This window comes from Nodosilinea sp. LEGE 06152 (assembly GCF_015207525.1).
Classification (GTDB): Bacteria; Cyanobacteriota; Cyanobacteriia; order Phormidesmidales; family Phormidesmidaceae; genus Nodosilinea.
On sequence record NZ_JADEWR010000018.1, the window covers coordinates 222345 to 237408 of the forward strand.

General features: G+C 59.9%; 13 protein-coding genes. 9 read left to right on the forward strand and 4 right to left on the reverse strand.

The genetic code is table 11. The annotated features are described in order from the left end of the window. Nucleotides 1-33: 33 nt before the first annotated feature. The gene (locus tag IQ265_RS21960) at nucleotides 34-240 is read left to right on the forward strand and encodes a glycogen debranching protein (RefSeq protein ID WP_194057515.1); all 207 of its coding nucleotides are present in this window, start codon (nucleotides 34-36) and stop codon (nucleotides 238-240) included. Nucleotides 241-401: 161 nt separating this feature from the next. On the opposite strand, the gene IQ265_RS21965 is transcribed toward IQ265_RS21960, so the two are convergent. Further along, the gene (locus tag IQ265_RS21965; RefSeq protein WP_194057517.1) at nucleotides 402-743 is read right to left on the reverse strand and encodes a hypothetical protein; all 342 of its coding nucleotides are present in this window, start codon (nucleotides 741-743) and stop codon (nucleotides 402-404) included. A gap of 214 nt (nucleotides 744-957) precedes the next feature. Between IQ265_RS21965 and yaaA the strand changes: the two genes are divergently transcribed. Further along, on the forward strand, nucleotides 958-1167 hold the full coding sequence (gene yaaA / locus IQ265_RS21970) for a S4 domain-containing protein YaaA (RefSeq protein WP_194057528.1): 210 nt from the start codon (nucleotides 958-960) through the stop codon (nucleotides 1165-1167). A gap of 173 nt (nucleotides 1168-1340) precedes the next feature. Beyond that, nucleotides 1341-1784, forward strand: coding sequence for a hypothetical protein (locus IQ265_RS21975; protein ID WP_194057530.1), 444 nt, complete (start codon nucleotides 1341-1343; stop codon nucleotides 1782-1784). A 175-nt stretch (nucleotides 1785-1959) separates the two neighbouring features. Here IQ265_RS21975 and IQ265_RS21980 read toward each other — a convergent pair whose 3' ends face one another. Beyond that, entirely contained in the window at nucleotides 1960-3477 is a 1518-nt protein-coding gene (locus IQ265_RS21980; protein WP_228038277.1) for a TM0106 family RecB-like putative nuclease, read from the reverse strand. Between the two features lie 652 nt (nucleotides 3478-4129). Between IQ265_RS21980 and IQ265_RS21985 the strand changes: the two genes are divergently transcribed. The 6 genes from IQ265_RS21985 (at nucleotide 4130) to IQ265_RS22010 (ending at nucleotide 10996) form a co-directional block, all read left to right on the forward strand. Continuing rightward, entirely contained in the window at nucleotides 4130-5347 is a 1218-nt protein-coding gene (locus tag IQ265_RS21985) for an aminotransferase class V-fold PLP-dependent enzyme (RefSeq protein ID WP_194057532.1), read from the forward strand. Between the two features lie 169 nt (nucleotides 5348-5516). Beyond that, entirely contained in the window at nucleotides 5517-6278 is a 762-nt protein-coding gene (locus IQ265_RS21990; protein WP_194057534.1) for a MinD/ParA family protein, read from the forward strand. A 6-nt stretch (nucleotides 6279-6284) separates the two neighbouring features. Next, nucleotides 6285-7310 carry a glutaminase A gene (gene glsA, locus IQ265_RS21995; RefSeq protein WP_194057536.1) on the forward strand — a complete coding sequence of 342 codons (1026 nt, stop codon included), beginning with the start codon at nucleotides 6285-6287 and terminating at the stop codon, nucleotides 7308-7310. Nucleotides 7311-7397: 87 nt separating this feature from the next. Beyond that, complete coding sequence (mnmG, locus tag IQ265_RS22000) at nucleotides 7398-9320, forward strand: tRNA uridine-5-carboxymethylaminomethyl(34) synthesis enzyme MnmG (protein WP_194057538.1); 1923 nt, start codon at nucleotides 7398-7400, stop codon at nucleotides 9318-9320. Nucleotides 9321-9352: 32 nt separating this feature from the next. Then, nucleotides 9353-10129, forward strand: a complete 777-nt coding sequence (locus IQ265_RS22005; RefSeq protein ID WP_194057540.1) for an SDR family oxidoreductase — start codon at nucleotides 9353-9355, stop codon at nucleotides 10127-10129. 9 nt (nucleotides 10130-10138) lie between these two features. Beyond that, complete coding sequence (locus IQ265_RS22010; protein ID WP_194057542.1) at nucleotides 10139-10996, forward strand: M28 family peptidase; 858 nt, start codon at nucleotides 10139-10141, stop codon at nucleotides 10994-10996. Here IQ265_RS22010 and IQ265_RS22015 read toward each other — a convergent pair. Next, nucleotides 10970-11605: a M23 family metallopeptidase gene (locus tag IQ265_RS22015; RefSeq protein ID WP_194057544.1), complete on the reverse strand. Its 636-nt coding sequence runs from the start codon at nucleotides 11603-11605 to the stop codon at nucleotides 10970-10972. The genes IQ265_RS22010 and IQ265_RS22015 overlap by 27 nt on opposite strands. A gap of 135 nt (nucleotides 11606-11740) precedes the next feature. Next, nucleotides 11741-14716, reverse strand: a complete 2976-nt coding sequence (locus IQ265_RS22020) for a glycerol-3-phosphate acyltransferase (protein ID WP_194057546.1) — start codon at nucleotides 14714-14716, stop codon at nucleotides 11741-11743. Between the last annotated feature and the right edge of the window lie 348 nt (nucleotides 14717-15064).

Consider the following 15064-nt stretch of genomic DNA (forward strand, 5'->3'; position numbering starts at 1 on the left):
GAGTCGGCTGGGACTATCTAGAGGCGATCGCCCATGATTTGGGTCAACGAACAAATTGATCCGTCAGGAATTATCTACTCCTGCATTGCCTGCGTTGACGAAGCCCAGGCTCAAGCCTGCCACCGCTCGTTTAAGGAGAACCTGAGCGAGGAGCAAAGGGCAGCGGGGTGGGTAGCCCAAATTCGCACAGTGGAAACCTGGGAAGAGGTACCAGTGAACGCCCTCAAGCTGAGTTACTAAGCGCCAATCACGGTGACTCACAACTTAGCGACTTGTACGCCTACCATGTTCTGCCTAGTTATCCCCTATCTGGCAGGGCAAATGCCGTTGGGCCTGGGTCGAGTAGGGGTTGTATGATGTGGATTGGGTATCAGCGGTAAAAAACTTGTGGATCTGACGGTCTAACGGCTTGACTGCCGCCACCGCCACCGGCGATCGAGCAGCGTACGGCTCAGTACCCGCACCGGATCTTGCGATTCTCCGGAGAAGAGGGCAAAATCTACGGGTCCCCAGGTGCGCTCGGCCTCTTCAGCCAGGGCCAGCAGAAAGGGGTTGTCGAGAGCGATGCGGTGATCAAAACGTAGGGTAACCAGCGACAGGCCGCCATGCCCTGCGCCCGTGACGATGCCCCAATCGTACTGGTCTAACAAGGTCTGAAGCGGCTGACCGGCAGCACGGCGAAAATGCTCTAGCTGCTCTTGCTTTTGTCTAAGCTCTTGCAGGAGTTGGTGATTACTCAACATCGTGCTCCTCCGCTGGTAGCAGTGATATACCAAGTCCAGCTCGGGATCTGTAGTTTTCCCACAGGTAGAACCCCACTTCTGGACTTGATTTGGTTTATGAACACCCTTCTGAACTTTGAGTGCCCTTCCTTTGAGTTTAAGGGGTGGGCCTGCCTCCGGAGTTGAAGACTTTCTATTGCTCTGTCATTCATCTAAGTATTTCTCGGATAGCGCTATGCCCAGTATTGATTACATTAAGCTTGACCAATTTTTGAAACAGATGCAGGTGGTGGGCACGGGAGGCCAAGCCAAACTGATGATTCAAGACGGCGAGGTGAACGTAAATGGCGAGGTAGAAACTCGGCGCGGGCGCAAGTTGGTAGCGGGCGATCGCGTTGAAGTTGATGGCCAAACCTGGGTTGTGGATCTGAGCCAGCTGGGCTAGGCCACAGTTTAGGTAAGATACCTTTGGCTCAGGGGCTACAAAACCGGTTTGCTCTGGCAAAGTTTATAGTCTTGTTAAGCAATCTCGAACCTGCGGTGGGGAATGCTGATTTAGCTGCTGGGCTATAGAAAATTTAGTGCAGTACAAGAATTGTTATTTAGACAGGCATAGCTATGGGCTTAAGCGATATTTTGAACGACAAGGCTGTCAAGGCTAGCGTTGTCAACGACTGCGCCCTGCTGATCGATCGCCAGGTGGCGGCCAAGGGCGGGCTGGGCGGTATGGCGCTCAAAGCGGCCTATGGTGTGGTGAAAGGAGCTGGGCCAGGCTACATTCCGGGGGCCATTGAGCGTATTTTGCCCGAGGTGGTGAATGCCCTAGAGCCCATGTGGGCTGAGGGGCTACAGGCGGGTGACCCGGTGGCCCACCTGAGCCAGAATCAGACCCAGACGGCCGAGGTGATTTTGGGCGTGACCGATAGGCGAATTGCCAAAACCGACAACGGGCTGGTGCGATCGTCTTACAACAAGCTGCGCCAGTCGGTCAAAGGGGATGTGGCTGGGGCCGTACCTGGCCTGGCCGAAATTTTGGGGGCCCACAGTTCGGTTCCCCAGTAGCGCTATTGCAGCAGTTATTTAGCTAGAACACTTGACAAGCGGAATCCTCTGGCAGGGGCGTTGCACTGCAATGCCCCTACGGTCGAACCTGTACTAACGCATGGACCGCCTGCAGCGCCAGCAAAGCTTCCTATGGGCCGTCTAAGGCTTAATAGGAGTGTGTGGGGAACAGACATTAGCCAATGCTTTGGTAGAGCCTGGCCCAGTAGGGTTCGGCGAATTTTACCAGCCAGTCTTTGATGTGGTAGGTGGCGCGGCAGTCGTCTTCGTTGTAGCGCAGGATGGCCTCTAGGTAGCTGCGATCGCCGGTTTCGGCCCAGGCGTTGTACCAGCAGATCGACTGTGCCCCATTGGCCCCCTCGTCGCGCCAGTCAAAGCCCATCCAGCGGGCGATGTGCTTGAGGGCGTAGCTTTCGATTGGCAGGGTGACGCCGTCGGTTATACATTTGTGCACGTCGAAGAAGCGGTCGAGCAGGGCCTCAGTTTGGCGGTGGGGAGTGCCGTAGAGCTGTCCCAGCTTGCGCACGGTCTGGGCCTCATAGGGGCAGAAATGATAGACCGGAGCGTGGGGGTAGGTGTGCACCAGGTCGAGAAAATCGTTCCAGGCGCGGCGCTCTTCGCGGTGGTTTTCGGCTAATAGGGCGTGGAAGTTGGTCTCGCCCGTGCGATGGTTGACCACCAGTACCCCGTGTAGATAGATCAGGTTTTGGTCGGGGGCGGCTTCGATGTCAAAGTACAGCTCGACCTCCCCCTCGGGTAAATCTTCGGGCCACAGCGGAAAGCCGTGGGGAGCATGGGGAGCACTGCGGGGAATAGCGCGGTTATCAATTAGGGCCTGGGCCTGATGCACCAGCTTTTCGGCCACCTGCTCGCCAAAGCCCGGCAGGGGAGCCAGATGGGCGGGGCTAGCCTGGGCCAGTGCGGCGACGGTGGTCAGGTGGTGCTGTTTGAGTAGCTCGTAGCGGGCAGGGGTAACGCCGGGCAGCAGCGAGAGATGGCGAGTCGCCTGGGCTTCGGTGTAGCAGTGGTTAAACCAGTGGCACAGGTCGCAGCGACTGTGGGAAATGAACAGTTCTGGCGCGGTAGGCGATCGCAGATCGATCAGGCAGTCGTTGAGTACGGTTTGCAGCTTGGGTACCAGCCGCCCCAGATCGATGCTGTACATTTGACCGCCGCGCAGGGCCAAATAACTGGCATCGGGCCAGACGCCCTGCACCCGCGAGAGCACGTAGGCGTGGTATGCAGCTACCACCTGGTAGTCGAGCTTGGGCTTTTTGCCCAGCTTAATATCGATGGGCACGTAGACCCAGTCGCCCCAGCACGACCAGCCGGGCTGCTTGATTAGCAGATCGGGCTGGCTGACCAACTGCACCCCGTCTACCGCTGAGGGCGTGGCCAGCACCCCCTGGCGAATGGCCTCGACACCCTCGGCCATTAGGTCTAGTGTGGCGCTGGCCCCGGCGGCCCAGTCGCCGGAGGGAAAGTCGGGCCGGTAGAGGGGGTAGTAGTCTTCGAGCACTCGCTCGCGGTGAGCCAGGCTATCCTGACGCAGTTTGAGTAGGTAGTCGGAGGGGGGGGCTTGCTGGTCGCGATCGCCGTAGAGATCTAAAAAGGCCCGCCGACCACAGCGCTGGTAGTGAAACAGCACGTCATCGGTGAGCCAGCGAATGGATGGTTGCGAGTAGGTTGTCAAGTCAGCGGCCAACCTCAGGGGGCTTTGCGGGCCACCCCCTGAACTCGAACGCGATGGCAGGGGGTAGCTAGCAGACAAAGCGAGTTGTGGGGCAAGTGCTAGAGAACAAAGAGAGGTATGGCTGCTGCTGAAGCCGAGGCAACGTCGTGCCGTTGCCCCAGTCGAGCCTGGAACCCTCAAGCCTACAACTTGTCACAGCTAGCCCTAGCGACCCCTGTCGCTGACCGCTAGCTGTGTAATGCTGTGTTGAGTTGCTGTTCATGCTTGGAGTTAAGCCCATAGGACGTCTAAAAAGACGATTCAACAGTACCTATGCTCACCCTTAGCATGTTATACCCTATCGGGGTATTCCGGGAAAGGGGGCAATGACGGGGCAATGGCACTGCTGCCGGGTTGCTTGGGGGCGGGAAAGTCGATTTAGCTCTAAGACAGCCGCGCACTGGCCCAAGCTACAGGACTGATCGGCTAGTTTCGTTAGGATCAGGTATCTCAACCTAAGCTGGGATGTTGGCTGGCTCGCAGCCGCCCCTCCAACTATCTGTGCATCCCGCCGTTGCTGGGTCCTGAGCCAAGAAGCGGTTGCTACAACTGGTCAGCCAACCGAGCGCGGTTGGTATAGGGTTGAAACGTTCCCCCTTTATCTCTCCTCAGCGTGACTTACTCTTCGTCTTCTGCAACGCTCGATCGCCTACTCAGCCATCGTCACTCGTTTCCGGCCCTGGTGGGCAAACAGTACTTTAACTATGGCGGCCAGGGACCGATGGCTCAGAGTACCTTAGCGGCTATTTTTGCGGCCCATCAGCGGGTTCAGGAATTGGGGCCATTTTCTGGGGCGGCTAACCAGTGGGTAACGGCTGAGGCAGCCCAAACACGCGCGGCGATCGCGGCTGAACTGGGCACCACCGCCGACACCATTACCCTCACCGAAGACGTCACCGTGGGCTGCAACATTCCCCTCTGGGGCATTGCCTGGCAGGCCGGGGATCACATGCTGCTGTCGGACTGCGAGCATCCCGGCATTATTGCTGCGGTACAGGAAATTTGCCGCCGCTTTGGGGTCACCTATAGCCTTTGCCCGCTGCTTGAAACTGTTAATGGCGGCGACCCAGCGGCGGTGGCCCAGCACCTGCAACCCAACACCCGGCTGTTGGTAATCAGTCATATTTTTTGGAATACGGGTCAGGTGCTGCCCCTGGAGCGCATTGTGCAGGTCTGTCGCGATCGCCCTAGCCCGGTGCTGACGCTGGTGGACGCGGCCCAGTCGGTCGGGTCGCTGCCGCTCGATCTACCGTCGCTGGAAGTCGATTTCTACGCCTTTACCGGCCACAAGTGGTGGTGCGGCCCGGCGGGTTTGGGCGGGCTGTACGTGCGTCCTGAGGCCCGAGAGCACCTGGCACCCACCTTCATTGGCTGGCGCGGCATTACCACCGATGCCGCCGCCAACCCCACCGGCTGGAAGCCCAATGGCCAGCGCTACGAGGTGGCAACATCGAACTACCCACTGCTGGCGGGGCTGCGGGCGGCGATCGCCCACCAGACCGACTGGGGAACTGCGCCCCAGCGCTACCAGCGCCTGGTAGAACTCGCCCAGCGGCTGTGGTCACAGCTGCAAGACCTGCCTCAAATTCGCACTGTGCGACAGAGCCCGCCCGACTCTGGCTTGGTGTCGTTTTGGGTGCTGGAGCAGGGTGAGCCTTCGCCCGCGTGGCACAAGCGCCTGGTCGATGAGCTAGAGACCCAGCATGTTTACCTGCGCACCCTGCAAGCGCCTAACTGCGTGCGCGCCTGCACCCACTACCTGACCCTGGAGTCTGAGGTCGATGAGCTGGTGGCCGCGATCGCCGCTACCCTCAAGCGAGGCCTGGGCTAGCTTGACCGGCTCTATCTAGCACCAGGGTTCTAGCGCCATGATTCTTAACGAGGAAAGCGCGGTTTGAGGCGAAATTGGTGGGGGCGGCTACAAAATCGGGCGGCTTAGGCTTGGTAGTCTCCAGGGGTCGTTGCTGTGCCTGCCGTCCTCGACGGCGATCGCTGTATCTATGCCTAAGGTTGTCTCAATTCACTCCTACCGGGGTGGCACTGGCAAGTCAAACTTTACCGCTAACCTGGCCACTACCCTGGCCGTGCAGGGCCACCGAGTCGGCGTAGTAGATACCGACGTGCCGTCACCGGGCATTCACAACATTTTTAGCCTCGAACCTGAGCAGGCACCCATAACCCTCAACAGCTACCTCTGGGGGGAGGCAACCATCGAAGAGGCGGCCTACGACGTGGGTGGTGCCGCCGGAATCGCTGAAGCGGGCCGTCTCTTTTTGGTGCCCTCCAGCGTTAAAGCCGACGATATTGCTCGGGTGCTGAAGGACGGCTACGACGTCAAGCTGCTCAACGACGGCTTTCGCAAGCTGGTCAAGGCCCTGGAGCTTGACTATCTGTTTATCGATACTCATCCTGGCCTGTCAAAGGAGACCTTTCTCTCCATTGCCATTTCCCACGTGCTGATTCTGATTTTGCGGCCCGATAAGCAAGACTACCAGGGCACCGCCGTCACCATCGATATTGCCCGCCAGCTAAACGTGCGCAGAATGCTGCTGGCCATCAACAAGGCCTACAGTTCCCTGAATTTTGATGTTCTAAGGCAAAAGGTCGAAGAAACCTATGGGGCACCCGTGGCCGGTATCTTTCCGCTGTCGGAGGAGGTGGTGCAGCTGGCCAGCGAGGGCGTTTTTTGCACAAAGTTTCCTGGCCATCCGGTGAGCCGAGAATTTGCCAAGGTTGCCGCTCAAATTACGGCAGAGGGGTAGATAGCGATGAGTAAAGGTGATTTTTCGTCCCTGGCCAGTTCGATTCAGGCGGTCGCTTCGCCCTTTCGGCAGTACCTAAACGACCTGCACGAGCGGTATCAGGGTGCCCTAGACGGTGCGGTGGCCGACTATATTCCTGAGCTGGCCCTGGCCGACCCGCACTGGTTTGGCATCTGCGTAGTCACTCGCGAAGGCCAGGTGTTTGAGGTGGGCGACTGCGACCAGCTGTTCACCATTCAGTCGATCTCCAAGGCCTTTGTCTACGGTTTGGCCCTCGAAGACCACGGGCGCGACTACGTCAACAGCAAGGTCAGCGTCGAGCCAACGGGGGAAGCCTTTAACGCCATTGTGCTGGATGAGGTCACCAATCGCCCCTACAACCCCATGGTGAATGCCGGGGCGATCGCCACCGCGGATTTGATCAAGGGTGACAGCGCCACCGAGCGGCTGAAGCGCATGCTGGCTATGTTTAAGCGCTACACCGGGCGCGACCTGGACGTGAACGTGCCGGTGTTTCTCTCTGAGAAGGCGACGGGGTTTCGCAATCGGGCGATCGCCTACCTGATGCTCAACTTTGGCATGGTCACCGATCGCGTCGACGAAACCCTCGACCTCTACTTTCAGCAGTGCTCGATTATGGTCAACGCCAAAGACCTGGCCATGATGGCGGCGACCCTAGCCAACGGCGGCATCAACCCGGTGACCGGCGAGCGTGCCCTGGACGAGCACTATGTGCAGGACGTAATCAGCGTCATGCTCACCTGCGGTATGTACGACTATTCCGGCGAGTGGGTATACCGGGTGGGTCTGCCCGCCAAGAGCGGCGTGGGGGGCGGCATTACCGCCCTGGCCCCCGGCAAGCTGGGCATTGGCACCTTCTCGCCGCCGCTCGACGCCAAGGGCAACAGCTACCGAGGCATCAAGGTGTGCGAAGACCTCTCCCGCGATTTTGGCCTGCACCTGTTTAACGTGGCCAAGGCCAGCCGCGACCTGGACGGTTGGCTAAGCGGCAGCGGTGCCGACAGCTGGTAGCCATCCCTGCCGCTGCCGCTCCTCAAGAACCTCTTGCTAACCCGCTAAGATTGATAGGTTAGGCGGTGTAGTGGTTGTGCAGCTGGCATGAGTGTTTCAGGTTCCGTTGACTTTCTCGACGAATACGACGTGGTGGTCGTCGGTGGCGGCCACTCGGGCTGCGAGGCGGCTTTGGCCTCGGCGCGCCTGGGCTGTCGCACGCTGATGATCACTCTCAACCTCGACAAAATCGCCTGGCAGCCCTGCAACCCTGCCGTGGGCGGCCCGGCCAAGTCACAGCTCACCCACGAGGTCGATGCCCTGGGTGGCGAAATTGGCAAAATGGCCGATCGCACCTATCTGCAAAAGCGCGTGCTCAACAACTCGCGCGGCCCCGCCGTGTGGGCACTGCGGGCGCAAACCGACAAGCGCGAATACGCCGCCGTGATGAAAACCATCGTCGAAAACCAGCCGAACCTGGTCATTCGCGAGGGCATGGTGACCGATCTGGTGCTCGGTGCCAACGACGAAGTGGTGGGAGTCACCACCTACTTTGGCACGGCCTTCAGGTGCAGAGCGGTGATTTTGACCACCGGCACCTTCCTCGGCGGCACTATCTGGATTGGCGATAAATCGATGGCGGCAGGGCGAGCCGGAGAGTTTGCTGCCACCGGCCTGACCGACACCCTCAACCAGCTGGGCTTTGAGACCGGGCGGCTCAAAACGGGCACCCCTGCGCGGGTCGATCGCCGCTCGATCAATTTTGATGTGCTGGAGCCGCAGCCCGGCGACGAGGATGCCCGCTGGTTTAGCTTTGACCCTGAGGCCTGGGTCGAGCGCGAGCAAATGCCCTGCCACCTCACCCGCACCACCGCCGCCACTCACCAGCTCATCCGCGACAACCTGCACCTGTCGCCGATCTACGGCGGCTGGGTCGATTCCAAAGGTCCCCGCTACTGCCCCAGCATCGAGGACAAAATCGTTCGCTTTGCCGATAAAGACAGTCACCAGATTTTTCTGGAGCCGGAGGGGCGCGACATTCCAGAAATCTACGTGCAGGGCTTTTCGACCGGGCTGCCCGAAACGCTCCAACTTGCCATGCTGCGCACCCTGCCGGGGCTAGAGCACTGCGCTATGCTGCGGCCCGCCTACGCCGTGGAGTACGACTACCTGCCCGCCACCCAGTGCTACCCCACCCTGATGACCAAGCGGGTGGAGGGGTTGTTTTGCGCCGGGCAGGTCAACGGCACCACCGGCTACGAAGAGGCGGCGGCCCAGGGCTTTGTGGCTGGGGTAAATGCGGCCCGGCTGGTGCGGGGCCAGGAGATGCTGGTGCTGCCCCGTGAGCAGAGCTACATGGGCACGCTGCTGGACGATCTCTGCACGAAGGATCTGCGGGAGCCCTACCGAATGCTGACCTCGCGCTCGGAGTATCGGCTGCTGCTGCGATCGGACAATGCCGACCAGCGCCTGACCCCGCTAGGCCGCGAAATTGGGCTAATTGACGATCGCCGCTGGGAGATTTTCACCCGCAAGTACACCAACATTGCCGCCGAAAAAGATCGCCTCAGCGAAACCCGCGTTAAGGAGCACGACGAGCTGGGGCAGCGGATTGCCGCCGATACCGACCAGCGCATCAAAGGCTCGATTACCCTGGCCGATTTGCTGCGCCGCCCCGGCTTCCACTACGGCGATCTGGAGCGCTACGGCTTGGATAATCCTGAGCTGATGCGCGAAGAAAAAGAAGGAGCCGAGATTGATATCAAATACTCGGGCTACATTCAGCGGCAGCAAAACCAGATTGACCAGGTGGCCAAGAATACCGGCCGCAAGCTGCCCGAAACCCTCGACTATATGGCGATCGATACGCTTTCAAAAGAAGCGCGCGAAAAGCTTACCCAGGTCAAACCGCTCACTATCGGTCAGGCCTCGCGCATTGGCGGCGTCAACCCTGCCGACGTCAACGCCCTGCTGGTGTACCTGGAGATTCAGTCGCGGCGCGATCGCACGGCTCCTGCCGCGATTCGTTAGAATCAAGCCGAATTTAGTTTCAGGGGCAAACGATGGCAAAGCCAATTCTGATTACCGGTGCATCTAGCGGCATTGGCTATGAGCTGGCCAAGGTCTGTGCTGCTCACCACCACGATCTGGTGCTGATTGCCCGCCGCGAAGAACGCCTGCTAGAGCTAAAGGCCGAGCTAGAAGCGGCCCACGGCGTCCTGGTGTCGACCTACCGGGGCGACCTCACCGACGCCGATACCCGCCAGCAGTTTTTTGACTGGACCGAGTTCAAGGGCATTACCCCCTACGCTTTGATCAACAATGCCGGGTTCGGCGATTTGACCTCCTTTGTCGAATCGGGCTGGGAGAAGCAAAACGCCATGCTTCAGCTCAATATTGTTGCCCTCACTCACCTGAGCCGACTGTACTTGCCCAAAATGATTGCCCAGGGCCAGGGCCGCATTCTCAATGTGGCCTCGACCGCCGCATTTTTGCCGGGGCCATACATGGCGGTGTACTACGCCAGCAAAGCCTACGTGCTGTCGTTTACCCACGCGATCGCAGCAGAACTGGAGGGTACCGGGGTAACCGCCACCGCCCTCTGCCCTGGCCCTACCCAGTCTGAGTTTCAAGAACGGGCCGAGGTCAAGGATGTAAAGCTGTTTGAGGGCAACCTGCCCACCTCCGCCGATGTAGCCCTCTACGCCTACAACGCAATGGAGAAAGGGCAGCGCACCGCTGTGCACGGCACCACCAACAAAATACTGTCGCTGGCGACCCGACTGCTGCCCCGCAAAAACCTATCCGACGTGGCTAAGGGTTTTCAAAAGCCTGCCTAGGTGAACCCCTTGAGCGATACTTGGAGCGATACGGCCCTACAGACGCGCCTACTGGCTCATTTGGAGCAGGTGGCACGCGATCGCAACCCGTTCTTGGCCTCGGCCCAACACTTTTTTGTCCAGCAGTACATTCAGCAGGAGTTCTCGCGCTGGGGCGAGGTGACGGCCCACAGCTTTGACTTTCAGGGGCAGTCTTTCACCAACTGGATCCTGAACCTGCCGGGGCAAAACTCGCACCGCCCGCCTATTCTGGTCGGTGCCCACTACGACTCGGTGCCCGGTTCCCCTGGGGCTGACGACAACGCCACCGGAGTAGCCGTGCTGCTGGAGCTAGCCCGCGCCTTTGCTCAACAACCGGGGCGATCGCCCCTGCGCCTGGCCGCCTTTGACCTCGAAGAGCTGGGGTTTGTCGGCAGTCGCCACTATGCCCAAGCCTTACATGACCAGGGCGAGCCTCTAGGACTGATGCTGTCGCTCGAAATGCTGGGCTACTGCTGTCACCAGCCCCACTCCCAGCAGTATCCACCGGGGATAGAGCGTTTCTATCCCGATCGCGGCAACTATATTGCCCAGATTGGGCCGTGGCAGAGCATTCCCACCATGGTGCGGCTGTGGCGAGGCTTTCGCACGGCTGGAGTGCCCAGCCAGTGGCTGCCCGTGGTCAACCAGGGCCAAGCCGTGCCCGATACGCGGCGCAGCGACCATGTGCCCTTTTGGGATTTGGGCTACCCCGCGATTTTGATTACTGACACGGCCTATCTGCGCAATCCCCACTACCACCAGCTCACCGACACCCTAGAAACCCTAGATCTAGCGTTTCTAACCCAGGTTTGCCAGGGGCTAATTTGCGGCCTGCGCCGTCTGTAGCTGCTGATAGTCGAACCCGGCCTTGATCACCAGGGCAGGGTCTACCCAAACCCCGTCGTACTTGAGGCCCCAGTGCAGGTGCGGCCCGGTGGTGCTGCCGGTCATGCCCACGCGGCCAATGCGCTGGCCCGAGGTCACCATTTGCCCCTGGCGCAGCTCAATGCCGCCGTCGCGATCGACCAGCACGCGCCCGCCTTCTTTCTCGATCACTATGTGGCCGACCATGTGGCAGTAAATGTGGGTCCAATTGCCCGATTGAATAATCGCTGAGGTACCACAGGCGGTGTTGTCTGACACCTGAATGACTTTACCCGCCCACCAGCTGCGAATATAGCTGCCCATGGGAGCAGCCAGATCCAGCCCGTAGTGGAAGCGGTGGCCGCCCATTGGGTGCTGCCGGTAGCCAAAGGGAGAAGTATAGGCCGTAAATTTTTCGAGCGGAAATGAAGCCCCAGCCCAGGGGTTAGCCGGGGTAGCCTCTACGGCCGCCACCTGTTCTTCAGCAATAACCTGGGGGGTAGATTGACTTAACTCTGCCATGATGCCGACGCCCACGCTCAACGCAACAATCCAGCTGAGGGCTTGCGCCCCGCCTTGATGACCATTCATAGCCGCAAAAATTAGGGAGCTAAAACCTGCAACAGTGCGATTGCATTACTAACAATAGTGCAATTGTACTAATTTGCCAAGCGTTTCTCCTCAGGTCGGCATCGGTCGGTCGGTATAGGTGCTTTGGTCAAGGGGCTAGTCTTGGCCAGGTTCAAGGGCGGGAGGCTGATGGGTGGCAGGGTCCAGCACCTCTACGGTGCCGGTCTCGCCGTTGAGCCGAACCCACTGGCCGCTGTGCAGGCGCTGGGTGGCGTTGGTGACATCCATAACGGCCGGAATGCCGTATTCCCTGGCAATGATTGCGCCGTGGGAGAGCCGACCGCCGACTTCGGCGATTAGCCCCTGGGCGCGGGCAAGCAACGGTGCCCAGCCCGCATCGGTGTAGGGCACCACGAGAATAAATGGTCCCTCGGTGGCGACCGTTTCTAGCTGAGTCATCACCAGCACTGGGCCAGCCATGATGCCCGCACTGGCCCCAATGCCCGAAAGCTTTTGCTGCACCGTTGCACTCGGCATCAGCGGCAGATCGCGGCTGGGGGGCTCGTTGCCAAATACCAGGTAGGGCACGGTGGGCAGGTGCTTGTCCTGGTCATACTGAGCTTTGCGATCGCCAATTTTTCCCCGCACCATGGCCCAGTTAGGCGCAGCATCCCCCTTCACCAGGGTCTGAATGTCTTGGAGGGTGAGAAAGAAAATGTCGTCGCGCTCCTGCAAATGGCGTTGTTCCTGCCACTGGGTTGCCAGGGCCAGAATGCTCCAGCGCAATTCGGCCAGCAGCTGGTTGTAGATTGTGTTGACCTGTCCCTTTAGATCGAGCCGCTGCTGGACCAGGGCGGCTTTGCCGCTTGGGGCCGAGGCTGAGGCCGTTTTCGGTGGGGGCGGTTGTTTCACAAACTGGGCCAGCAGCTCGCGCACGGGGCCAGGATTTTCCTGCCAGGTAGCGACGGCAATGTCGGTGCCGACCGGGCTGAGGTAGCCGTACTGGGCAATAAACTGATCCATTTCCTTTAGCAAAGCTTCGCCGTCGGTGCTTTCGGCCAGGGCGGTCATCAGCGATGAGCTGTCGGTAATGCGGTTTAGCTCTGGAGTGGAGAGGGTTTGGCGAATGTCTTGAGCGATCGCCCTCAGGGCATCCAGCGCCGCAATTTCGGCATTTTGCATCGGGTTCAGGCTCTCTTCCGGCACTTTGAAGAGGGCGCGGCGCAGGGCGAAGCTGAGCGGGCCGAGAATGTTGTAGTAGGTGACACGCTTTAAAAGGTCGAGGATAGCTTCGACGCGGTTGAGCAGGTCCACCGAGTTCAATGTGTTGCTAGGGGTATCCGCCAGTGATTGCAGGGCGGGAGCAAAGCGATCGCTATTTTCCTGGGCAAATTCTTGCTCTAGCTTCAGCTCGCGGCCCACCAGCCGCAGCAGACCGGGCAGGTTGCGCAGAGTGGATTTCAGCGGCGGGCGGCTAAACTTTGCCCCTCGGGTCAAAAACTCCAGACTCTCAGGCGGCAGGCCCATGCGCTTAAAAATATCGCCTAGCAGCGTGGCGTTGAAGTAGGCGTGGGCATGGTGCAGGGTGGCCGTTTCTTCAAAGTCGAGGCCCTGGGCGCGATCGCCCAGCACCACCGTAAAAATCTCGCCCCACACGCCGCAGGTCAGGGGCCGATTGATCGACCAGGTGAGGGGTCGAATGGTACCGGGAATCACCTCAGCGGCAATCTTGCGCGTCCACAGCGGGTGCAGGGTGGTAATGGGGCGGCTCTGCAGCAGCCACAGCGTTTCGCCGTCGTAGGTCCACTCAATGTCTTGGGGCACCCCCTGGTAGCGGCTCTCCAGGTGGCGAGCCAGGTAGGCCACCTGCTGCAACAGCCGCGACGGCGTTTGCCCCTCGCCCTCCACCGTTAGCGTCAGCGCCTCAGAGAGCTGCCAGTCGGCCTCGGCAATCTCTGCTAAAGGCGGCACGTCGTCGGGCTGCACCAGCACCCGATACTGCTCAGGGGTCACCTGGCCGCCCACCACCTGGTCGGCCCCACCGGGTAGCGCTTCAATCACCACTGCGTCGCCACAGCGGGCGATCGGGTCGCGGCTAAAGGCCACCCCCGAAAACTGCCCCTGCACCTGCTGCTGCACAATTACCGCCAAACCCTGCTCGGGCAGCCCCTGGCTCTGCCGATATTCCTTGGCTCGGGGGGCGTTGTAGGACGAAAACACGCGCACGATCGCCGCTGCCAGCCCTTCCTGGTCGGTGATATTGAGAAACGATTGGTACACCCCCGCCGCCGAAGCGGTGCCCATGTCTTCATCCAGAGCTGAGGAGCGCACCGCTAAAGGCTGCGTGGGAGAGGGTTCTGCGATCGCCAGCAGCGCCGTCGGGTCATCTCCAGCGGGTAGCACGTAGCCGCGGGGCACCGGGTAGCCCCAGGCCCGCAGCTGGCCCAGGGTGGCGGCTTTGTGGCCAAACTTAGCGGCATCTAGAGGTTGGTCAAGGGCAACTAGACCGCGATCGCCGCGAAAAAAACGAAACATGGTGCGAGACTCCAATCGTCCTTCGTCGTCAGGCAAATCTAAATCGTCGGGCAGTTTTTGATAGATCCAGGCGATCAGCACGCTGAGGCAGGTCATTGCCAACACCAGCGCCCCGTCTTGGTGGCGCAGGGCCGTAATCAGTGGCAGCAGCACCAGCGACAGCAGCCGACCCTGCCGCCGCTCGCGAAAAATAGTAAACCCCAGCCCGCTGAGCATAAATGTCAGCAGCGCCGTGGGCCAGTCGTAGACCGCAACGCCCCACACCACATTGGTGGTGCCCGCTCCCTTGGCAAACCAGTAGCGCCCCATGACCAGCCCAATCAGGGCAATAATCTCCCATACTGGCTCCGTCGGGAAGTAGTACCGGGCCAGCAGCACCACCCCAATGCCCTTGGCCGCCTCCAGCAGCACCGCCACAATGCCCGCCAGCTTGCCGCCGTGGTAAAACGCTGCCGACACGCCTACGTTGCCCGTGCCCACCCGCCGCAGTCGCTGCCCCGACAGTAGCCGCGTTGACCATCCTGTCAGGGGCAACCCGCCCACGATGGGCGACAGCACAAAAATTAAGAAAGCACCCCAAACCTGGGTGAGGGTCATGGCCATCGACTGCAAAAGCTACAGAAAGATAGGTGAGAAACGCGGATCAAAGACCTGCCTTAAACCTTACACCTTGCACATTAACCCTTTGCTGCAATCCGTCATTTTCCCCATGCAAACCTCGGTGAGACAGCCACTTTAAAGGTCCAGGCTGTTTGCACCCACCCACTGGCTCGCTTTAGGTGACTTCTGGAAAATAGTTTCCCCAATGGTGGGCAGTGCCCACCCTTGTATCTTAAAAAGTGTGGCAGACCGTCCCACCCTAGGTTAAGCAAACCGCGTGTAGCTTGGGTCGCCGCACCTTTAAGGATAAAACTCGAAAAATCGCCAGGAGCCTGTGACTCCGTA